This is a genomic window from Paenibacillus endophyticus (genome assembly GCF_014192395.1).
GTDB lineage: Bacteria > Bacillota > Bacilli > Paenibacillales > Paenibacillaceae > Pristimantibacillus > Pristimantibacillus endophyticus.
The window spans coordinates 1-22198 of the sequence record NZ_JACHXW010000022.1; the positions used below are offsets into that span (position 1 = coordinate 1).

A 22198-nucleotide genomic window follows, 5' to 3' on the forward strand; every position below is an offset into this window, starting at 1 on the left:
TGTACAAAATGGTGGTGTGGTAACTTCCATTTTACACGAAGCCTTCATGGGCCTTTTGTTTTTTTAGGTGTCGCACTTCATTTTACAATCCGTCATGTATAAAGAAAATCACAGTGCTTCGGAGAATCTCGCTATCCGATATCCATCTTATCTCGTGGATTTATCCTAGCTGGGCACCGGCCACCGGCGGAAGGACTGCACCCATTCATGCAGGTGTGAAACAACAAAGCGAGTCCCCATGTATTCATATACATCGGGACTTTTTTGAATTTAGGCAGATCCATATTTGCATTCAATCCATCGATGATCGAATAAACCGCTTAAGAACATGCATAAGCACGGATTGAGTTAGGTATTCGAATGAAAAGTAGATAGATATTTTTCGGAACGGATTTGTTTTTTGCATAATAATCGCCTACTCTCACAACCGATCTCTACCTTGGAATAATTTTGGCAGTGGTATATTTAAGTAGGAAATATATTCAACAGGGGTTGTATGTAAGTGTCGGTGAAGAATTGGGAGCATCACGATCATGTTGAAGCAATGGAATAGCTCCTTTTGAATGCGGTTACACTCGGTTATTTTTTACGAAGGCGGAGGTGTTCATGGCACAGTATTTAAGTAACGGTCTAATTTTTTCGTGAAATCGTTTTCTGTGAAATACCCTTTTTACGAATCATTCCTATCTTATCAATATCATTTTATCAATAAGGAGATTGAACATTTTCATGAAACAAACAAATCAGCTGAACCGAAAACGTTTCCTCAGTCTGCTTCTCACTCTGGTGCTGATGGCCTCGGTCTTTACGATGCCGACGGTCAAGGCCGAATCTATAACGGATCAACCGGGAACGGCAGCGGCCTCCACAGCGAGCAGCGCCATCCCGGAACGCATCCGGGATGGCGTTATATTACACGCCTTTGACTGGAATTTAAGTGTCATAGAGGAAAACCTACAGGCCATAGCTGACGCAGGGTACACGGCGATACAGACTTCGCCTATCATGGGCAGCGCCTCTGGGACCAACTGGTATTTTGCCTATCAGCCCAGCAACATGCTCGCTGGCGGCAAAGGCAACAGATACGGCGACAGGGACGCGTTTGTCAGCCTGACCACCGCCGCCAAAGCACTTGGCATCAAGGTTATCGTCGACGTGGTGCCTAACCACATGGGCAGTACCGGCAACTCAGATGCCCCGTGGAATGACAACACCTATTTCCACAATGTGAGCGGCAGCGTAGGTTATAATGACCGTTTTCTTCTGACGCAGCCGAACATGATCAGCGGTCTGAGGGATCTGAACACGCATTCCAAGTTTGTTCAAGATTCCTACATCGCGTATTTGAAGGACATGATCGACGCTGGCGCGAGCGGCTTCCGCTATGACGCCATCAAGCACATTGAGCTGGACGACGACATGCCTTCCCCGGCGAGCATTGCCGCGGGCTTACCCGAAGGGGAGTTCAAAAGCGATTATGTGAAAAATGTGACCGGAGCGGCCAAGGCCTATTTTAAGGAGAAAGGCAAAGAGAACTTCCAGTACGGCGAGGTGCTGCAAGGGGGAGACCCCCAGAACGACAGGATGAAAGGCTATGCGAAGTATATCGACATGACTGCTTCCAAGTACGGGCATGATGTTCGTGGCGTCCTCGAAGTAGGGGACATCGGTCGTCTCGACAAATGGGCGGATTACGCGGCCGAGGGCCTGACGGCCGACCGGCTGGTACCCTGGGTGGAATCTCACGACACCTACAACAACGAAGGAGAGTCCCTGAGCTTCAGCCCGAAGCAGGTCAGACAGGGCTGGGCCATTATTGCCGCCCGCAAGGATGCTTCCCCCCTCTTCTTTGCCCGTAATGTCAACGCCGACGGGAGCCAGAGAACCAGCGTACTGACCGCAGACAACGTAGACAATAACCGGTCTCAGTGGAGCCATCCCGAAGTGGTGGCAGTCAACAAGTTCCACAACGCTATGGCGGGACGGGATGAGAATCTGGTAAGTCTCGGTAACAATGCCGTCATGATCGAGCGCGGCACAACCGCGGACGGCGGCGGCGCGGTGCTGCTTAACACCAGTACAACTGACCGTGTTCTAGGCAGTGTGCCGGTGAGATTCTTAAAGGATGGCTTCTATGCTAATGCACTGAATCCGGCCAACATCTTTACAGTATCAAACGGCAGGATCAGTGGTACCCTTCCAGGAAACCCTGCAAAAGCCAACAACACTGAGACCGGCAGCAACCCTGGCCTTGTGGTTCTAATGGAGAAAGAGGTCGCAACCTCCACCGTTCTGGCTGCTTTGCCGAGCGATGACGATGTGCTCGCCGGCAACAGCTTTACCGGCAATCAGCTCAAGCTCAGGATGTCCGCCGTGAATGTGACGAGTGCCAGCTACGCTATTAATAACGGCGATGCTGTGAGCTTTGCTCATGATGACATCATCACCGTGAACGGTAACTACAACGAGCCGATTACCGTCACGTTGGTGGGCCGGACAGCCGATGGGAATTGGATCACCAAAGCGTTTACCTACACTAGAGTCGAACCTGTAGGAGCGGTCGTTCCGCCGGTCGCAGAGCCAACACATGTCAACGTTTATCTTTCAATCAACCGCAATGCGAACTTCCAAGCCTGGGGTACCCACACCTTCGGAGTGAGAACCTACACGTACAACCCTGAGTTGTTCGGCGGATGGCCCGGCGGTACGATGACGAGATTGAAATACAATGGCGCCGACACGCATTGGTACAAGATTAGTATGCCTCGGGCTGCCGTAGGCGGAATCATATTCAATACCCAAAACAACTCGGGTACTGGACAACAAACCGGTCAACCGGCGATTACCGCTTCAATGCTGAATAATGAGCAATTATATTTCTATGGTACTGGAGCTTCAGGCTATAACATCAATGGCTCCACCGATAGCGGCAATAACGCCCGCGCCAACTGGGACACGGCCTTTGCCGCAGGCAACAATATCGGCTTCGTAGCCAGCGGCGTATTCCCACCGGGGCGCAATGGCGTGATTTTCAACACGTCGGGCGGCAGCTCGGTCGACAGTCAATACGTGCGTGAAGGGGAAAAAGCAACCCGGCCGACAACCGATCCGACTCGCAGCGGTTATCTTTTCGATGGGAAATGGTATACCGATTCGGCGTTCACGCAGGAGTATAGCTTCAACGCTCCTGTGGTCAACACTCTCGGCGACGGTCATATATACGCTATGACTCTCTACGCCGGATGGATCCAGCTGGAAGCCGACAAATTCTTGGTCCAGTTCAACTCTCAGGGCGGCAGTTCGGTCATGTCCATCCCTAACGTGGCTGCAGGCAGCAACATCACTGCGCCACAACAGCCGGTCAGGAACGGTTATACTTTCGCGGGATGGTACAAGGATTCGGCCTACAATGATGCATGGAGCTTTGGCTCTGATACCGTGACGGCGGCGACAACACTCTTCGCCAAGTGGGAGTCTGTATCCTACGCGATCACCTATAAGGACGGTGGCGGATCGGCGATTATGCCGGGCAGCGAACAGGTTACCTATACCTATGAAACGCCGACGTTCAACCTGGCCGAGCCGAGCTTCAAGGAGGGGTATAGCTTCAATGGCTGGTATACCGACTCGGAATTCCTGCCAAGCTCAAAGCGTAGCAGCGTTGCAGTCAACTCTGTCGGCCATTTGACTTTATACGCCCGCTTTACGGCGAATGCCTACAGTATTACGCTCGATCCTCAAAGTGGGTCAGGCGGTACGGAAAGTATTTCGGTCAACTATGGCGGCAAGCTGCCGCTAGGAATCACCCGTCCTGAAAGGGATGGCTATTCTTTCCAGGGCTTGTACGCAAACACTGACGGAAAGGGCCAACAGTATTACAACAGTAGCGGCGTCAGAGTATATGAGGGCAGCTGGTCGACCGCGTCCGTCAGCAACTTCTACGCTCATTGGATTCTCAAGGATGATCCGGACATTGCCACTGTAGCAGCGGCGGTAGCAGCCCTCGAAGTGGGTTACGCCGTAGGCAACAATGCGGCTAATGTCACACAAAACGTGACACTGCCAATAACAGGATTAGATGATGTCACCGTTTCATGGTCAAGCGACAATCCTGGGATCATTCGTACAGATGGCACAGTTGTTCGTCCATTAGCAGGTGCGGCAGACGCCACTGTTACCTTGACTGCAACCTTAACGAAAGGCGAAGTGACGGACACGAAAACCTTTACGGTAATCGTGATGTCAATAGAGACCGAGGCTATAGCTGTTGAAACGATAAATATTAGCGGTAATGATACGATCTCAACAAAAGGCGGAACACTTCAACTAACAGCAGAGGTGCTGCCGGCAGATGCAACGAACAAAGCGATTACCTGGTCTGCCCGGAATGGAACAGGAAGCGCAACGATCAATGAGTCGGGTCTGTTAACTGCTGTAAGCGACGGCACCGTAACGGTGACGGCGACGGCAGTAGATGGTTCGGGAGTCGTGGGAACGAAGTCGATTGCGATTAGCGGCCAGACAACAAGCAATCCAGAGCCAACGAATCCGCCTAGCCATCCAGGACCATCGGCACCAGCGCCAACAGGCGTCATTAAGGATGGAGACAAAGCGATTGTGGAGCTTGGCAGCGGCATCACGTCGAAGTCCATTCCCGTACAGGATATCGGCGGATTATCCCTTCAGGTAAAAGCAACGAATGCGGTTCTAACGGTTCAAGCGGATGCGCTGAAGCGATGGCTGACTGCGGCGGGGAATCCGTCCGGGGCAAGTATTGAAGTAATCGTTGCGCCAGTGACTGTTGGTGATATTGCGAATGCTCCAGCACAAGGCGGTCAAGCGCGTGTGGAAGTTGCAGGCGTGGTCTACGACATCACGGTTAAGCTGAAGCACTACAACCAAGTCATCGATATTAGCAATGTAGATGGCGGAGTTGAAATAACCTTGCCTTATAACAATGAGACTGATGAAGACCTACTGGGCATTTATTATTTCAATGAAGTAAGCAAAGAGTGGGAATACGTGGGAGGCAGCATAGATGCAGCCAAGAATACCGTGACGGTTGCTCTTCAGCATCTGAGCAAATATGCGGTGCTGGAATACGCGAAGTCATTCACTGACGTTCCTTCCAATCACTGGGTTGCACGGACGCTGGAGGTATTGGCAGCGAAGCATATCATTAACGGCACAAGCGACACACTCTTCACGCCAAATGGACATACAACTCGCGCTGAATTCACTTCCTTGCTGGTACGAGCTCTAGGCTTGACGAATACTGCAAGCTCAGTTCCGTTCGACGATGTTCAAGCGGGGGAGTGGTATGCGAAGGAAGTTGCCATTGCTTATGAAGCGGGGCTTGCCTTGGGAGTATCGGATAACAAATTCGATCCAAACGCGAAAATAACCCGTGAACAAATGGCGGTACTGCTCGTTCGCGCCTATGAGTACAAGAACGGCGCAATCGCTGCGACTGGTCAAGAAACAGCCGACCGCGTGGATGGATCAAGCATTTCTCCATGGGCAGTCGAAGGAGTGAATAAAGCCATCGCTGCAGGACTTCTGCAAGGGAAAGGAAACGGAATCTTCGATCCGGCTTCCGACGCCAACCGCGCCGAAACCGCGCAAGCCATCTTGAACTTGTTCAATAAGAAATAAGATGGAATAGAACGATGCAGCTGTAACAATAATCCCATTACCGCGAGGTAATTGGGGTTATTGTTTTTCTATTATTAAATCTGTACAATCCGTGATAAACTTTCAAGAGATTGGGGGGAAGACACCATGAAGCTGAACTTCATACAACGCTATAGACAACTCACTTTTAAAAATAGAATCATTACGATATTCATACTCATTATTCTGGTTCCGTTTATTTGTCTTGGACTCGCATCGCTATTTACGATTAACTCCATACTTGTCAATAAAGTTGAAGGTTCCATCCAGAGCAACTTAAGGCAAGATGTACTGACGATGGAAAACACATTAAACAACTTAAACCATGTTTTGCAACAAATCACTTTTGGGGGCGGAACGAACAAACTGCTTGAGCAGCTGCAAAATGAAACGGAGCCTTTCGAGCGGATAAGGCTTCGAAACGAGCTGAAGAGCGAGCTGAACGTGATCACCTTCTCCAACCCAAATATAGGATTAACGATGTATTACTTCAAGAACACCAATGAGTATGATTTTGAAAATTTTCCAGTCAGAGATCCCTTTAATCCGGAAGAACTGCCCGTTATGGCGGTATATCCTGAGATTACTTATTTCGGCCCTCACAAAAGCAATAATAGGTCGATTAATCAGTTAGTATTTAGTACAATGCGAAAGGTCAATTGGCAGGATCAAGATGTTTATTTGTACATAGAGACGGGGTTTAATGCCACCGCCAAATTATTTAATTCCGACAATCCGTCCAATAAGTCACGACGGCTGCTTATTCTTGATAATGAAGGAAAAATTACGTTCAGCCAAGACCAAGAACAATTCCCTTTAAACAGTATGTTTCCGACGGGAAATTCTGAAATCGTTTCAGGATCATATGGACATTATATTTGGCACAAAGAAACGAGCAATCAAGGCTGGAGCATGGTTTCCATATTGCCAAAAGAGGTATTGAATCAGGAAAAAAACCAATGGTATTTCCAAATAATCGTTTATTTCTTAATATTTGAGCTTGCGGCAGTCATTCTCGCTTTATTATTGTCAAGAATGGTATACAAACCGCTTGAGAAATTCAATTTGGAAATTAAAACACTGGTGCAATCGGGCTCCAAGGAAAATACTGATTTAACCAATATACCTGAATTTGATTTTTTGCTGTTAAAGATCCGAGCCATGAAAAAAAAGATATGGGAATTATACGAGGAAATTGAACAAAAAGAAAAGAGGAGAGCGAACTTAGAGGTTGAAAAGCTGTTGTATCAGATAAATCCTCATTTCCTAATGAATACGCTAGACACCGTTCATTGGCTTGCGATGATTAATGGGCAAGAGGAGATCGATAAGCTGGCGCTTTCCTTAAATAAGCTCCTGCAATACAATCTGGGCAAATCGGGTGAGGCTACTACGATTGGCGGGGAAATAGATGCGCTAAAAGAATATTTGCAGCTTCAAAAAATCAGGTATGATTTTCAATTCGATGTGGATATCGATGTCGATGACGATGCGATGATGCTGCAGATCCCGCGGTTTATTCTCCAGCCTTTAGTTGAGAATGCCCTTTATCACGGAGTAAGCGATGATGGATATATTCATGTGGATATCAGGTTAAACGATGAGCTTGAAATTACGATTGAGGATAACGGCGCTGGGATGCTGCCGGAAAAAATCGATCAATTACTGAATGATGATTCCATGGACAGTCAGAAAGTAGGGATGGGCATCGGAATGAAATATGTCAAACGAATACTGGAAGCCAATTATGGAGAGCAAGCAACGTTTCATATTAAGAGCGTGATCGGTAAAGGGACTGTCGTTTCATTGAGCTTGCCAGTCTTTAGAGGTGAACAAAAGCGATGATAAAAGTTTTAATTGTAGATGATGAGAAAATCGTTCGCAAGGGATTAGTCAGCTTTATGCCCTGGCAGGACTTTGGAATGGTTGTGGTAGGGGAAGCCAACAATGGCGAGAACGCCCTGCAGTTTTTGGAAACGAACAAGGTAGACTTATTGCTGACAGATCTGTCTATGCCGGTCATGTCCGGAATTGAATTGATGAAGGAAGTTAGAAGGATACATCCGAATATCCAAATTGTCGTACTGACCCTGCATCAGGATTTCGAATATGTGCAGGAGGCGCTTCGGCTAGGGGCAATTGATTATATCGCGAAGACACAACTAGAAAAGGAACAATTTAAAGATGTACTGAGTAGAATTTCTTCGTTATTCGATACCAAAAAACCCACTGGTTACGACAGTTATCGGGATGAACTCGATCAAGTCGATGAACTATACGTGATCTACCTCTTGAATGGGCAAAGCGACGACTCGTCAATGGGTATCGTATTACCCAAAGGCGCGATAGAATTGGATGCGGGGGTATGGGGGATGACTTATTTGCCGCCGGAATCTTTAACCTCATGTCCGGATTATGCCATGATCTTCTTTCGTGATTTGAAAGAGCTGGACCGGAAATCAATCGTGCAGCTTACTCGCGTCTACCGAAGGAACGAATTTTTTTATGAGTATCATCCCATGAAGTCCATTCCGATTGTTCATAATGGCACAATTTCAACTTTGGGAGAGAATGCCGATTACGACTTGATTAAGCTGAAGCGGAAGTGGCTTTCACCGGATTGGATCTACGAGGATCAAGCTTTTGAAACGATGCTTCAAGAGCTAATAGCAATAAAGCTTCCGCCAATTCGATTAACAAGACTATTCTTTTCTTTGTCAGATGAGTGGAACCGTTTATATGAGCAAATATTGATCGATCCCATTGTGATGGATGATTCATTCGCATATTTTGCTCAATTTGAAAGCTGGTTACGCAATGTAAGGAATGCCATCCATCAGGCTAATAGCAAGCCCCAATACTCCAAGGAAATTCAGAACAGCATTGCAAAAGCTGCGAATATGGCTCAATTAATGATGAATCAATCTCTATCGGCAGGAGAGATGGCGCAGATTGTCAATATGAGCAGCAGCTATTTTAGCCAGTGCTTCAAACAAATCGTAGGCAAAACCTACACGGATTATTTGAGGGATATTCGTCTGGAAAGAGCCAAGCATTATTTGATAAACACGACTAAAACCATACAGTGGATTGCCGAACAAGTAGGGTATAACGATGAAAAGTATTTTAGCCGCTTATTTAGAGAGCATGTAGGCATACTGCCAAGTGACTATAGACAGACTAACAAACAGGTATGATAGGGTCTATTTGTAATCATTTGAATAGTGGGTAGAAATTCGTCCGAAAACAGGGTAGACAGTTTTCGGGCGTCTTTTTATTTTCATCGTATATTCAACCTATTCCCCTTGTATCCTCTAACACGCACCACACCTGCTAGGTATTATAATCAAGTTGTAGCAAAGAACATTCATTTAAATATGCAGTAGGGGGAAAGAAAATGAAAAAGAATTTCAAAACCTTGGCGGTCGGGCTTGTTGTTGCGCTAAGTTTGAGTGCATGTGCCAGCAATACGCCAAATGATAATTCAAGCAACCAATCAAGTAAACAACCAAGCAACCAAGCAAGCAACAACGCAGAGACAGACGTGGCAGTTAACCCATTGGAGAAATTTCCAGAACCGATTGAAGTAGCAATAGGCAGGGGAATTGATCCGACTTACAAGTACGAAGGCGAAGATACGGCAGAAAACAACCTATATACGCGTTGGCTGAAGGATTCGTATAACATTGTAATCAAACACGAGTGGGAAGCAGCAACTGCCGATTATGCCCAAAAGATAAGCTTAGCCATTGGAAGCAATGATTTGCCTGATGCCATGCTGGTTAACGAAACACAGCTAAGACAAATGGTTAAAGCCGACCAGCTGGCGGATTTGACGGAAGTATACAATAAGTTTGGGGCAGGTCGACTGAAGCAAATCTATCAATCCAATGCAGGATTGCTCGAAGGCGTTACCTTTGACGGCAAATTGTATGCCCTGCCTGAAACAACATTGCCTTCGGCACCGATGACATGGATTCGTAAGGATTGGCTTGATAAGTTAGGCTTGGAAGCTCCTAAGACGTTAGAGGGTCTTGAAAAAATCGCTAAGGCTTTTATTGATAACAAAATGGGTGGAGACAAAACGTTAGGCATAGTGGGCACCCAGCAAGGTGGATCTCTTTATTCTACATTCCTTTCCTCTGGCGATCATTTCATGAACTTCTCGCCGGTGTTCTTCTCCAATAATGCATATCCGGGTATCTGGGTTAAAGATAAGGACGGAAATGCCGTATACGGCTCTACGACTGCTGAGACGAAGGAATCGTTGGTCAAGCTGCGTGATTGGTACGCGAGCGGCATTCTAGATAAAGAAATTGGTTTGAGAAAAAGCACGCAAGAGGTAATAACCAGCGGTCAAGCAGGTATTTTCTTCGGTCCATGGTGGACACCGTACAATCTAACGGATTCAATGAAAAACGATCCGAATGCCAACTGGAGACCATATACGGCGCCAGTGGATGAGTCGGGCAAATTTAACTCTAACCAAACTACGGGAAGCTCGTACATCGTTGTGAAGAAAAGCTACAAGCATCCAGAAGCTGTTGTTAAAATGCTCAATATTCATGTATCGGAGAAAGAAGAGAGCTATAAAACAGCGGTGGGCAAAGAATTGACTTCCCAGGAAATTCCTTTGTTCCTTATCATGGGCCATGGCGATCAATTGGAGTATGCCGTGAAATCCACGCAAAAGGTTCTTACAGGGGAAATGAAATTGGAAGAAGTGGATAAACTCAATTATGGGTTTGCTTATGAGCTTGCTTCCCATGTTAAGAATGTGAAAACAGAGCCTTTTGACAACTATGACATTCAATATTGGGATCAACAAAAAGATCCGGACTTCTTCACTCATCTTTACTCGCATTTGAATGGCGGTTCAACATTTGTGGATGCCGATATCAATTATGTGAAGAGTCTCGCAACGGCACAGACCAAAACCATGCAAACAAAATGGACCAATTTAAAGAAAATTGAAGATGAAACCTTCTTGAAAATTATTATGGGCAGTGCCCCGATTGAAGAGTTCGATGCTTTTGTTGAAAAGTGGAATGATCAGGGTGGAGACCAAATTACTAAAGAAGTGAATGAGTTGAAATAAAGTAGAATGATCAAGGCGGGTGGATCGTTCACTCGCCTTGATTATCCTTTTAAGGAGATAGAGAGATGCTTAACCGAGGTATTTATAAACACTACTATTTGATGCTCCTGCCCGGATTGCTGTGGTTAGCCTTTTTCAATTTGCTTCCCATGTACGGAGTATTGATGGCATTCAAGGATTTCAACCCAGGCTTAGGCATATTTAAGTCCGAATGGATCGGCTTGGAAAACTTCAAATATATGTTCGAACTGGATGACAGCAAACAAGTATTCCAGAATACAATTTTCATCGCCTTGTTAAAAATGATTGGCAACTTGATCTTCCCGCTCATATTTGCGCTCATGTTAAATGAAGTGAAAAACAGGCTGTTTACCAGATCCGTTCAAACCATTGTCTATTTGCCGCATTTTTTGTCCTGGGTTATTGTAGCAGGAATTATGCTGGATATCCTCTCTTACTCAGGTCCCATTAACCAGATTCTATCTTTATTTGGCGTAGAGCCGACCTTGTTTTTCGCTAATGCTAATATGTTTCCTTGGCTAGTTGTTTTTAGTGATATTTGGAAGGAATTTGGTTTCGCAGCTATTATTTATTTTGCCGCACTAACATCCATTAACCCTGAAATGTACGAAGCAGCAGCAATAGATGGAGCTTCCCAGTTTAAAAGGTTGACGAGTATCACCCTCCCCAGCATATTGCCGGTTGCGGTTTTACTTGGCACATTAAGCTTAGGAAATATTCTGAATGCTGGATTCGATCAAATATTCAATCTATACAATCCATCGGTATATTCTACAGGCGATATTATTGATACCTGGGTTTATCGAGCGGGCCTGCTTGATATGCAATATGGTCTTGCGACTGCCGTTGGTCTTCTGAAGTCGGTTGTTGGTCTCGTTCTCATTTCAGTATCTTACGGGCTTGCCTATCGGTTTGCGAATTACAGAATTTTTTAACGGAAAGATGTGATCATTATGGTAGAAGAACGCTCGGTTCTATCCAGGCTGTTTAATGGAGTCAACATATTTTTGCTCATCATCATCACGCTGCTTTGCATCCTGCCTGTTTGGTATACGCTGGTCGTTTCTTTGAGCGACAGAGCAGCAGTAGCGGCTGGCGAAGTTTTTGTTTGGCCGCAAGGGTTAACCTTTGGTTCCTACGAAACGATCATTGATGATGGCCAGTTTTTCAAATCATTTTTCATATCCGTGCAACGTGTATTATATAGTGCCGTTATTACTTTTTTTATTGTACTATTAATGGCCTATCCGCTATCCAAAACATCTAAAGAATTCAAGCCGAGAAATATAATCATGTGGCTGCTCATTTTTTGCATGCTGTTCGGTGGCGGCTTGGTTCCTTGGTACATGACCATGAAATCTCTTGGCTTAATCAACACGATCTGGGGACTCGTTCTTGGTGGAGGGCTGCCTGTATTTAATGTCATATTGGTGATGAACTTCTTTAGAAATTTGCCGAAGGAGATGGAAGAATCCGCATTAATCGATGGCGCAGGTCCATGGCGAATTCTTTTTGGTATCTTTTTGCCGCTTTCTACTCCGGTCTTGGCAACGATTCTCGTGTTTACAATCGTAGGGCATTGGAATGAGTTTTTCCAAGCGCTCGTGCTCATGACCAAAAATGAAAACTATCCTTTGCAATCTTATATACGCCAAGTCACACTTGTCATTGACCCATCCAAAGTAGATGCAGAATCGGCAAAACGACTGACAAGCTTATCCAATCAGACGTTAAACGCAGCTAAAATTTTCATTTCTATGCTGCCACTTTTAATTATTTATCCCTTTTTCCAAAAATATTTCGTGAAAGGAATAACGCTTGGTTCTGTAAAGGGTTAACATTATGTCAATTACAATCAAATATATTGCAGAACTCGCCGGTACTTCAATAGCGACCGTATCGAGAGTGATCTCCAATGATTCAAGAATAAGTGAGAGAACACGTTCAAAGATAATCAAGATCATAGTCCAACATGGTTATCAACCTAATTTATTTGCAAAAGGCTTAGCATCAAAGTTGAGTTATAACATTGGGGTCCTGCTTCCTAACCCAGCTAAAAATGTTAACATTCATTCCTTGAAAGCTGTAAGAGGAATCATTTCGCAAGCTAAGCATCACGGATATAATGTATTGCTCTTGACAGGGAATAGTGAGCAAGATGTACTGCAATCCATAGAATCCCGATACAAAGGAAGAAGTATGGATGGCCTTATCCTTTTCTATACGAGTGATAGAGATGATGTCATATCCTATTTGAATTTGAGTGGGATTCCCTTTGTACTCATTGGGAGAAATATGAAGCATGCAGATATCCATGCCGTCGATTACGATCAATTTCAGGCAGCCTGGGATGCTACACATTTCCTGGTTCAGCTGAACCACCAGAATATTGCCATTCTTCATGGTCCTGAACACGTCACTATCCAGTCAGATCGTATGAAAGGTTATCAATTGGCTTTACAAAGTTCGCGTATTGAACCGAATCCAGATTGGTGTATCGTAGTCGAGAAGGACGAGGAGGATATTATTGTATGGACTTGGATCAATTCGCCTGAAAGACCTACTGCAATTATTGTTCAAGATGATGACACAGCACTAAAAGTGGTTCGTGCTTTGGCAAAATTAAAGTTGAAGGTGCCTGATGATGTTAGCATTGTTAGTTTTAGTCAGGATACGATGGGAGAGTTAGTATCACCTTCTTTAACCGCTGTTCATACGGATTCTTATTCTCACGGCTACGAAGCTGCTTCAATGCTGCTTCAATTACTGAAGGGAACAAGGATCGAATCAAATCGCAAGATTTTACCGCATGGCATTAAGGTTAGAGAATCAACAAGGAGAATAGATTAAATATCTATTAGGGACTTTCAAAGTGGATGTCATGAGGCGTGAAGCTATGCTGTTATCCGGACCGATCGGATGACGTGAAATACGATGTGGCCAAGGAGCTTGGCGTACCTCTACAGTCAAGCGACAATGGTGATTAGTCTACCAAAAAAGAGCAGGAGACGCCCGGCGGGGTGCTTCCTGCTCTTCGTTATTCAAAGGCAATCATTAAAAAAAGGTAAATTCAAAGAGAGTTGCTCTTACTTTGTGCAACAAAAAGGTATAATGATAGCAGAAGAAATAGCAATTAGGGCTTGAGCCTACTGAAATTTTATAATAAAAGGAGCATGAACATGGACAATAGCAGCCAAACAAGCCAAGAAAGCGATTTTCCTAAGATAAGCGGGCCGGCGACTCGTGCGCTCTCACATGCAGGCTTATTCAAGCTCGAACAACTGACCAAAGTGACGGAAGCAGACTTATTGAAGCTGCATGGACTGGGTCCGAAAGCCATAAGGATTTTGAATGAGGTTCTCAAAGAGAAAGGGCTATCCTTCGCAAATAAAGGATAACATGACATCCACAACCCAAATGATGAGCGCTTGTCTAAGCGAAACGAAAGAATCATACCAGAAGGGAGATTTATGAAGGATGTATGAACAAAAAACAAAAGAAACCGACAATAGCGTAATCGAATTTCTTGATCTCATTGAGAATCCCAAGAAGCGCGAGGACGCCTATAAGCTTTTGGATATATTTGCGGAAACGACGGGGTATCCAGCTAAAATGTGGGGTCCCAGCATTATTGGTTTTGGTACCTACCACTACCGATATGATACCGGCCATGAAGGGGATGCGCCGCTGGCTGGATTCTCGCCAAGAAAAGCAAAAATAAGCTTATATTTTGCAACCGGCGATACCGAAAGAGCTGCATTGCTGCAAAAGCTCGGAAAACATACTTCGGGAAAATCTTGCGTCTATGTCAATAAAGTAGCGGACATTGATGTTGATGTTCTGAAAGAATTGATTCTTCAATCGGTGGTCTTTCTGAAAGAGACGTATCCGACATCATAATGCGGGGACGAATGCTTAAAATAGGAATGGTTGTTCTTCTCTACGCGTCATTAATAGCAGCTTTTCTTGCTAATCAGGAGCTCCTATTTACATGGTTGGCACAAGGTGGGATAGAGAATCTACCATGGATGATCGGAACGGCTATCGTTACGGCAGCGATACCGTTTTTCCCATTTGGACTTATAGCAGCGATAATAGGCGCACAATATGGCCCAATTTGGGGAAGCTTGATCAATGTAATCTCTTCTACAATCGCTGCGGCTCTCACGTTTTGGGCGGTACGCAGGCTTTTGCAAAATGGGGGACGTTCATTTATCGCGAAATCAAAAAGAATGGACCGATTCATGCTTTTCTTTGAGCGGAATGCGTTCATGGCCGTATTTATGGCGCGATTAATTCCTTTTGTACCGGCCCAAGCAGTCAATGCGGCTTCGGCAATCAGCCAGATGCCCATCGGAAGCTTTGTTCTGGCTACTTTAATTGGAAAAATACCGGTCATGTTTGTATTTGCATTCATGGGTGATCAGATATTTTCAAGTCTTTCCAATGTTTTAATCACAGGTTGTATCTATTTGCTCTTCTTATTTATGGTTTATATTTGTTTTCGTTGGCGGAAGCACGCTTCGTGATATCGTCTTATTTGGCAGAAACGAAGGGGGAGACCTATGGACATGGACAACGGTTACGCAGTTGCACCGAAGGGAACGGAATCAAAAGGAAAGCTAAGGATGCTGCTGGAAATAGGCGCTGTTGCGACAAAGCTAGGGTTAACTTCTTTTGGAGGGCCAGTTGCTCACCTTCTCTATTTTCATGACGAATACATAAAGAAGAGAAAATGGATGGATGAACGCACCTATGCGGATCTCGTCGCTCTATGCCAGTTTTTACCGGGACCTTCGAGCAGTCAAGTAGGGATGGGGATTGGCATCCTGCGGGCAGGAATACTTGGAGGCGTGATTGCATGGCTTGGTTTCACGCTTCCTTCCGTTATAGCACTCGTTGTATTTGCGCTTTTGTTGAAAGGGTTTGATATTGGAAATGCAGGCTGGATACATGGTTTGAAAATCGTAGCCGTTGCGATCGTAGCCCAAGGTGTGTTTAGTATGGGAAAGAATTTAACACCTGATCGCAACAGAGCAAGCATTGCTATCATTACTATGGTCATCACCCTTCTTTTACCAACAGCTTTAAGTCAGGTCATCCTTATTTTACTTGCTGCTTTGGCAGGTACGCTGCTTTATCGAAAGAAAGATGCTCCAGCAGCTTCAGCATTAGTTGTTCCTGTGAGCCGCAGGGCAGCGATAGTTTGCTTGTTCCTGTTTGTCGGCTTATTATTCGGCCTTCCATTGCTAACCCAATTCACCAATAACCCTTGGCTAGCCATAGCTGACAGTTTCTACAGGTCAGGTTCTCTCGTGTTTGGCGGAGGACATGTCGTGCTCCCACTTCTAGAAAGGGAGGTTGTACCCGTTGGATGGATCAGCCAGCAGGATTTTTTAGCTGGTTATGGCGCGACTCAAGCTGTACCAGGCCCTTTGTTTACATTTGCCGCATATTTGGGCGCTATGATTAAAGGGGTGTGGGGAGCTGTCCTAGCTACAATTGCTATTTTTCTGCCGTCTTTTCTTCTCATCGTCGGTGCTCTGCCATTCTGGAATCGCCTGCGTCGAAGCAATGCCATGCAAGGGGCGCTTGTTGGAGTGAATGCTGCTGTTGTAGGTATTCTTCTTGCCGCCTTATACAATCCGATTTGGACTTCAGCAGTCCTAACGGTGGAAGATTTTGTGCTTGCTGCTCTTTTATTCGGCATGCTTCACTTTTGGAAATGGCCAGCATGGGTGATCGTTATAATAGGGGTAATTGGCGGAATGATTATTCCCTATATGAATATCGGCATGTAACCAAAATAGGGAAGACAGGCAAACATCCAGGCTTTATAGTATGCAAGGCTGAAAGAGCTTTCTCTAACGTCATTCTTGATGGCGTGAGAAGGCTCTTTCTATAATAGGCATGAACATACGCTTATTATTCAAAAAACGGATGGAGTGGACCTTACTCATGCATGTGTAGTTAAATGAGAATGATTCGTTTTTTCTACTTCGTTAGTTCTAGAATATACAGCTTGAAAACAAGCATTCATTGGTGCTATAATGCTATCTTGCTGCTTCGGCAAGGACTACGTATCATCTATTTTACTGGAGGCTTCTATGACATCGCAGAGTATTCAAACGCAGAAGGTAAAGATTGTGAATGCAGATCCGAGCGCAATTGGTTTATTCGGATTAGCTATGGTAACGCTAGTGGCTTCCTCGCAAAAGCTGGGCATTACAGAAGGCTACAGCATGGTTATCCCTTGGGCTGTTTTCTTGGGCGCTTTCGCCCAATTGTTCGCTTGCATTCAAGATTCCAAACGCAACAATACATTCGGTACAACCGCTTTCGGAGCTTATGCCTTCTTCTGGCTGGCGGTTGCCTGCAGCTGGATGGTTAAGCTTGGCGTATTTGGCCCGATCCTGCAAGGGGATGCGGACGGCAAGCAGCTTGGCTTTGCTTTTCTGGGTTATTTGATTTTCACCTTATTCATGACGCTTGGGGCTATGGAAACGAATAAAGTATTGTTTGTTATATTCGTGCTCATCGATTTTCTGTTTCTTGGTTTAACCTTTGACGCATTTGGCATCGCGCCGGACGTATTCCATACGATGGCTGCTTACGCCGAGCTCGGAATCGCGATCGTATCTTTCTACGGCAGCGGAGCTTCCGTACTCAATGCTCATTTCGGACGCGTTTTTTTACCGGTTGGCGCGGCATTTGGCATTTTCAAAAAATAGGATATTGCATAGCATCAGACTTTATCGGAGAAAGGGCAATTCCATGTTCATCTTCGATGTCATCGGGATTGCCTTTTCATTTTGCCTGGGCGTAAGTATGTAGGAGTTTTCTGCTTTCGCCAAACCAAGAGCTGCATATTGGACTAATGGGCTCGAAACTGTTATGTTTGCCTGAGAAGCTTTTGTTTCATGGATAGTATTGCCCCAATAGCTGATGCCGAATCTAATTCGGTGTCAGTTTTGTGCATTCGGAGCCAACATTCATTTGAAATACACATGACGTACACAAGTGATCGCTATACTAGGGCTTAAGGAAGCGGCCGATAATGACCGACAACCTTCCTTTAGTCGTGGACGTCATTAGACAATAGACAGTTCTGTCGTCTGGATACGGAGGAATAGCACGGATGAATCGAAGGATATTGGTCGTCGAGGATGACATGCTGCTGCGTGAATTAATAACGGACTACTTCGCGAAGGAGCAATGGGAGGTGCATGAGGCCGAAAACGGGAGGCTTGCGCTTGAGCTTTTTGAACAGCATGCGTTTGACTTAATCGTTCTCGATATTATGATGCCGGAAATGGATGGATGGTCGGTATGCAGGCGCATCCGAAAGAAATCAGATATCCCGATCATTATGATTACGGCAAGGGCTGAGGATGACGACCAAATGATGGGTTTCGAGCTTGGTGCCGACGAATATGTGACTAAGCCGTTAAGTCCCAGGGTGCTTGTTGCCCGGGCCAACGCCTTGATGAAAAGAAAGGAAGGGACGGTCGGCCAGGAGGGGGCTGTGCTTGCCTATGGTCAATTATCGGTCAATCGCCAATCACACGCGGTAACGGTTGCGGGAAGCATGATTAATCTCTCGCCGAAAGAATATGAATTGCTGCTCTTTCTGATGAAGCATTACGGCAAGGTGCTGGCCCGTGATTTTATTCTCAACGGGGTGTGGGGCTACGACTATTTGGGCGATTTGCGCGCGGTAGACACTCATATTAAAAAACTAAGAGCCAAGCTTGGGTACGAGGGCCGGTTGATAAGTACCGTTATCCGCGCAGGATATAAGTTCGAGATGGAAGCATGAGAAGGCGCGGCGTTGCTTTTAGGCTGTTTGTCGTCACGTCCCTTCTCATCATCGTCGTATTCAGTTTGCTGGTGATTACGGCAGGCTTGTTCTTCGAGCATTTCTATCGGTCATCGAAAATTCATGTGTTAGAACGCAATATGAAGCAATTCGCTTCGCAGCTTGGGCCGGAGGGAAGCGGAAGCAAGCAGGTTTCCAAGCTGCTCGGCGCATTCATGAACGATAACGACGCAAGCACTTCAATCTTGAATAGCAGATTGGAAAGAATAGCGATAGAGCCTTATTTCTTCCAGCTCCAAGTCGGAAACAAAACGGTTACGGTTCGAATTCCTATGGAAGGAACGACAACTGAGGATCTCCCTCAGCATTTGCTTATCGGGTATAGGGTTGTAGTCGATGGCATCTTTATGGATGAGAAGGATACGGTCCTTCATCCGTTGGATATCGAGCCAGAAGGCAAAAAACCCGAAGCCGGGCTTGTGAGAGTGGAAGGAGTCATAACGGATCTCCTGCTTCCGATGGACAGGTCGAATAATCCTTTTTACCAGGACAGCCTGATCGATGGTGCGCGCATTGACTGGATAACGAAGGACGAGAAGCTGGAAATGCGTATGAGGGAGGGATATTCCCAGCAGACGGAGTGGACTGACAAATGGAGCGGTGTCGAATACGCGGTTCTTATTCAAGCGCTGCCAGGAGAGGGCAATGAGGAACGATATTTGTTCGCGATGACTTCGCTGCAGCCTGTCGGTGAAGCAGTCGGCATTCTTAAGCGGTATGTGGTCTATATGGTGCCTATTATCGTTTTACTGGCAGTCATTCTCTCATCGATCTATTCCAGAATCGTCTCCCGTCCTTTGATTGCACTCAGCCGGACTGCGGAACGGCTTGCCGAGCTGGACTTTACTGAGGCGAAGGAAATAAGCTCCAAGGATGAATTTGGGGATTTGTCGCGGTACATGACGGCATTATCACGTAATCTGGATGCGACCTTGACCGAGCTGACGCAAGCGAATCGTCAAATGCAAGAGGATATTGCGGAAAAACAGCGTTTGGAGCAGCTTCGCAAAGAGCTGGTTGCGAATATCTCCCATGAGCTGAAAACCCCGCTGGCAATCGTGAAAGGTTTCGCGGAGGGTCTGCAGGATGGGGTGGCAAACGAGAAGAGAGAGCGTTACCTCTCGCTAATCGTGAAAGAAACGGATCGAATGAATGCGTTAATTATGGATATGCTGGAGTTATCCAAATTCGAGGTCAGAGCAGTTCGGCTTCGGCTCGAAAGCTTTTCCATAAACGAGCTTGCCCTAAAAGTGCTGGATTCGTTCACGCAGCAGCTTCAGGCTAAACAGCTGCGATTGCGGCTGGACCCAGCAGGCAAGGACGATTGGAAAGTCATGGCGGATCCAAGGCGTATCGAACAGGTTTTGCTCAATTTGCTCAGCAACGCGATCCGCCATGCTGATGAGAACAGTGTCATAACGATTGGGATTCGCCATTCTTTGAGCGGAACAGTAACGACAACAATCGAGAACATCGGTCCGCCAATCGGCGAGGAGGATCTAAACCGGATCTGGGACCAATTCTACCGGGCGGAACGCTCACGCGACCGCAAGTTCGGAGGGACAGGGCTCGGCCTTGCGATCGTCAAGCATATTTTGGAGCTTCATGGCAGCAAGTTCGGTGCAGCTAATACGGATGAAGGCGTCGTTTTTTCTTTTACCTTATATGAAAACGGAGGATATTCTCATGAATAAAATGAAATTAATTTATGTATGTGCAACTATGCTTGTGCTGCTTCTTGCCAGCGCTTGCGGCGTAAAATCAAATGATGGCTATACCAATAACGCGAACGTACAGCCGACCGATCCCGCGAAGGACACGAATGCTGTCAATGCTGGCGGCTCGGTAGAAAACGAAGATGACATACTCATTATTGTAGACCAGACGCCCAAGCCAATTGAAGGAAACAGCTTTGATTTTGTGGTGAAAAAGCTTCCCGAAGGCTATGCTTTAGCCGAAATGCAATGGATCTCAGACAAGAGCAAAGTGATCAATACGGTTCAGGAAGCCATTGCGCATGGCGGAAATGGCGAGGATGGCTTTTACATTAGCGGCAATGGGCAATTCTCAGGTTTTTTCTATCCGGACTCCATGAAAGGCGAGGAAGGCAAGGTAACGTTCATATTCCGCAATGAGCAGGGCAAGGAACGGACGTGGCAGAAGTCGATCACGTTGAAATAACCGAAGTGCCATTGTAACTTTCTTGCAAATTCCGCATGCGGTATTCATAATGGGGGGAAACCTATACAACCGCAAAATGGGGAACTTACATGAAAATGACGATTTACGATGTGGCTAGAGAGGCGGGCGTATCCATTGCTGCGGTATCGCAAGTCATTAACGGAAAAGGCAAAATCAGCGAGCAGCGCAGGCAGGAGATTGTGCAGGTCATGGAGCGGCTTAATTACCAGCCGAGTGTCATTGCTTCGGCATTGACGGGAAAAAAAACATTTACGCTCGGTCTTCTCGTGCCGGACATTTCCAATCCGTTTTTTGCTGAAATCGCGCGTGCTGTTGAGGATCAAAGCCATCATCTGGGCTACAGCCTGTTTATATGCAGCACGGACAATAAGAAGGAGCGGGCCGAGCGGTATTTATCGTTGATGCAGCAGAAGCGCGTGGACGGCATGATTATCGGAACGGGCATTGCCAATAAGAGCACGCTGGCGAGCTTGATGAAGGGCAGAGCGCCTGTTGTCGTCATTGCCCGTGAAGCGAAGCTCGCGGCCAAAACCGTAATCATTGATGATTATTGCGGAGGAGGCCTTGCTGCGAGCCATCTGCTGGAGCAAAACCACGTACAGGTTGGCTTATTGTCGGAGAATGAAGAGGTCAGCAGCAGCAGGGAACGGATTAGAGGTTTTGTATCCAAATGGAACGAGGCCGGGTTGAACATTGGAGCGGATAGGATTCGAATTTGCGGCGATGAATTGGTTCAGGACGGCAAATCGCAAGCGGGGGAGCTGCTGCGCGGGCCGAATCCGCCAACGGCACTGTTTTGCTGCAATGACCTGCTCGCGATCGGTGCACTAAAAGCGGCGAAGGAGCTTGGCTTGCGGATACCGGAGGATGTCTCGATCATTGGTTTTGATAACACGATCTTGGCAGAGCTGACGGATCCTCCGCTTACGACGGTTGCCCAGCCAACCAAGCAAATGGGGCAGCTGGCAGTCGATTCGCTGATCGAAATGCTGGAATCGGGTGAAAAGAATGACGAGCGGATCGTGCTTCAGCCCGAGCTGGTTATTAGGCAATCTACGGCTATTAAACGCTAGAATTTGAGGTTTGGATTATGTGAGGATCGGATAGTGGGAAGCTCCCGCTGTCCGATCCTTTTTTATAAATATAAGACTTTATCTGTTTCACGCGATAACGTATTCTTCTATTTCTACGAGAAACGGATACCCTCCTCTTGCAGAGCACGGCGAAGCCAATTCTTCTTGAGTTATAAGAAAGTATAAGTTTCACATATAAATGTTTTTATATATCGTCGCGAAACGACTGCTTTTGCCACAGAGGACGGCGAC

General features: G+C 46.1%; 16 protein-coding genes. All 16 read left to right on the plus strand.

Translation table 11 applies throughout. The features are described 5' to 3' along the window. Window positions 1–729: 729 nt before the first annotated feature. The 16 genes from FHS16_RS25640 (at window position 730) to FHS16_RS25715 (ending at window position 21946) form a co-directional block, all read left to right on the plus strand. Complete coding sequence (locus tag FHS16_RS25640) at window positions 730–5655, plus strand: InlB B-repeat-containing protein (protein WP_183569557.1); 4926 nt, start codon at window positions 730–732, stop codon at window positions 5653–5655. Between the two features lie 126 nt (window positions 5656–5781). Continuing rightward, a complete protein-coding gene (locus tag FHS16_RS25645; protein WP_183569559.1) occupies window positions 5782–7518 on the plus strand; it encodes a sensor histidine kinase in 1737 nt (578 codons plus the stop codon). Continuing rightward, complete coding sequence (locus FHS16_RS25650) at window positions 7515–8870, plus strand: response regulator transcription factor (RefSeq protein ID WP_183569561.1); 1356 nt, start codon at window positions 7515–7517, stop codon at window positions 8868–8870. The genes FHS16_RS25645 and FHS16_RS25650 overlap by 4 nt, the downstream gene beginning before the upstream one ends. Window positions 8871–9070: 200 nt before the next feature. Then, window positions 9071–10771 carry an extracellular solute-binding protein gene (locus FHS16_RS25655; RefSeq protein ID WP_183569563.1) on the plus strand — a complete coding sequence of 567 codons (1701 nt, stop codon included), beginning with the start codon at window positions 9071–9073 and terminating at the stop codon, window positions 10769–10771. A 65-nt stretch (window positions 10772–10836) separates the two neighbouring features. Further along, window positions 10837–11727, plus strand: a complete 891-nt coding sequence (locus FHS16_RS25660; protein ID WP_183569565.1) for an ABC transporter permease — start codon at window positions 10837–10839, stop codon at window positions 11725–11727. 18 nt (window positions 11728–11745) lie between these two features. Beyond that, complete coding sequence (locus FHS16_RS25665; RefSeq protein WP_183569567.1) at window positions 11746–12630, plus strand: carbohydrate ABC transporter permease; 885 nt, start codon at window positions 11746–11748, stop codon at window positions 12628–12630. 4 nt (window positions 12631–12634) lie between these two features. Beyond that, window positions 12635–13642, plus strand: coding sequence for a LacI family DNA-binding transcriptional regulator (locus tag FHS16_RS25670; protein ID WP_183569569.1), 1008 nt, complete (start codon window positions 12635–12637; stop codon window positions 13640–13642). 329 nt (window positions 13643–13971) lie between these two features. Then, complete coding sequence (locus FHS16_RS25675; RefSeq protein WP_312891093.1) at window positions 13972–14190, plus strand: helix-hairpin-helix domain-containing protein; 219 nt, start codon at window positions 13972–13974, stop codon at window positions 14188–14190. Between the two features lie 79 nt (window positions 14191–14269). Further along, on the plus strand, window positions 14270–14692 hold the full coding sequence (locus FHS16_RS25680) for a DUF1801 domain-containing protein (protein WP_183569572.1): 423 nt from the start codon (window positions 14270–14272) through the stop codon (window positions 14690–14692). Window positions 14693–14703: 11 nt separating this feature from the next. After that, entirely contained in the window at window positions 14704–15321 is a 618-nt protein-coding gene (locus FHS16_RS25685; protein WP_183569574.1) for a TVP38/TMEM64 family protein, read from the plus strand. 99 nt (window positions 15322–15420) lie between these two features. Further along, window positions 15421–16593, plus strand: coding sequence for a chromate transporter (locus tag FHS16_RS25690; RefSeq protein ID WP_246431966.1), 1173 nt, complete (start codon window positions 15421–15423; stop codon window positions 16591–16593). A 306-nt stretch (window positions 16594–16899) separates the two neighbouring features. Continuing rightward, a complete protein-coding gene (locus FHS16_RS25695; RefSeq protein WP_183569576.1) occupies window positions 16900–17523 on the plus strand; it encodes an acetate uptake transporter in 624 nt (207 codons plus the stop codon). Between the two features lie 407 nt (window positions 17524–17930). Further along, window positions 17931–18611 carry a response regulator transcription factor gene (locus tag FHS16_RS25700; RefSeq protein WP_183569578.1) on the plus strand — a complete coding sequence of 227 codons (681 nt, stop codon included), beginning with the start codon at window positions 17931–17933 and terminating at the stop codon, window positions 18609–18611. Then, window positions 18608–20365 (plus strand): sensor histidine kinase, encoded by a 1758-nt coding sequence (locus FHS16_RS25705; protein ID WP_183569580.1) that lies wholly within the window; start codon window positions 18608–18610, stop codon window positions 20363–20365. The genes FHS16_RS25700 and FHS16_RS25705 overlap by 4 nt, the downstream gene beginning before the upstream one ends. Beyond that, window positions 20358–20852 (plus strand): hypothetical protein, encoded by a 495-nt coding sequence (locus FHS16_RS25710; RefSeq protein ID WP_183569582.1) that lies wholly within the window; start codon window positions 20358–20360, stop codon window positions 20850–20852. Before FHS16_RS25705 ends, FHS16_RS25710 begins: the two co-directional genes overlap by 8 nt. Window positions 20853–20941: 89 nt before the next feature. Further along, window positions 20942–21946 carry a LacI family DNA-binding transcriptional regulator gene (locus FHS16_RS25715; RefSeq protein WP_183569584.1) on the plus strand — a complete coding sequence of 335 codons (1005 nt, stop codon included), beginning with the start codon at window positions 20942–20944 and terminating at the stop codon, window positions 21944–21946. Window positions 21947–22198: the final 252 nt, after the last annotated feature.

Bases quoted from the DNA above. Each gene is read 5' to 3' on its own strand.
- FHS16_RS25710 (WP_183569582.1), top strand. From the start codon at position 20,358: ATGAATAAAATGAAATTAATTTATGTATGTGCAACTATGCTTGTGCTG.
- FHS16_RS25700 (WP_183569578.1), top strand. From the start codon at position 17,931: ATGAATCGAAGGATATTGGTCGTCGAGGATGACATGCTGCTGCGTGAA.
- FHS16_RS25705 (WP_183569580.1), top strand. From the start codon at position 18,608: ATGAGAAGGCGCGGCGTTGCTTTTAGGCTGTTTGTCGTCACGTCCCTT.
- FHS16_RS25685 (WP_183569574.1), top strand. From the start codon at position 14,704: ATGCTTAAAATAGGAATGGTTGTTCTTCTCTACGCGTCATTAATAGCA.
- FHS16_RS25690 (WP_246431966.1), top strand. From the start codon at position 15,421: ATGCTGCTGGAAATAGGCGCTGTTGCGACAAAGCTAGGGTTAACTTCT.
- FHS16_RS25660 (WP_183569565.1), top strand. From the start codon at position 10,837: ATGCTTAACCGAGGTATTTATAAACACTACTATTTGATGCTCCTGCCC.
- FHS16_RS25670 (WP_183569569.1), top strand. From the start codon at position 12,635: ATGTCAATTACAATCAAATATATTGCAGAACTCGCCGGTACTTCAATA.
- FHS16_RS25640 (WP_183569557.1), top strand. From the start codon at position 730: ATGAAACAAACAAATCAGCTGAACCGAAAACGTTTCCTCAGTCTGCTT.
- FHS16_RS25675 (WP_312891093.1), top strand. From the start codon at position 13,972: ATGGACAATAGCAGCCAAACAAGCCAAGAAAGCGATTTTCCTAAGATA.
- FHS16_RS25695 (WP_183569576.1), top strand. From the start codon at position 16,900: ATGACATCGCAGAGTATTCAAACGCAGAAGGTAAAGATTGTGAATGCA.
- FHS16_RS25715 (WP_183569584.1), top strand. From the start codon at position 20,942: ATGAAAATGACGATTTACGATGTGGCTAGAGAGGCGGGCGTATCCATT.
- FHS16_RS25650 (WP_183569561.1), top strand. From the start codon at position 7,515: ATGATAAAAGTTTTAATTGTAGATGATGAGAAAATCGTTCGCAAGGGA.
- FHS16_RS25665 (WP_183569567.1), top strand. From the start codon at position 11,746: ATGGTAGAAGAACGCTCGGTTCTATCCAGGCTGTTTAATGGAGTCAAC.
- FHS16_RS25680 (WP_183569572.1), top strand. From the start codon at position 14,270: ATGTATGAACAAAAAACAAAAGAAACCGACAATAGCGTAATCGAATTT.
- FHS16_RS25645 (WP_183569559.1), top strand. From the start codon at position 5,782: ATGAAGCTGAACTTCATACAACGCTATAGACAACTCACTTTTAAAAAT.
- FHS16_RS25655 (WP_183569563.1), top strand. From the start codon at position 9,071: ATGAAAAAGAATTTCAAAACCTTGGCGGTCGGGCTTGTTGTTGCGCTA.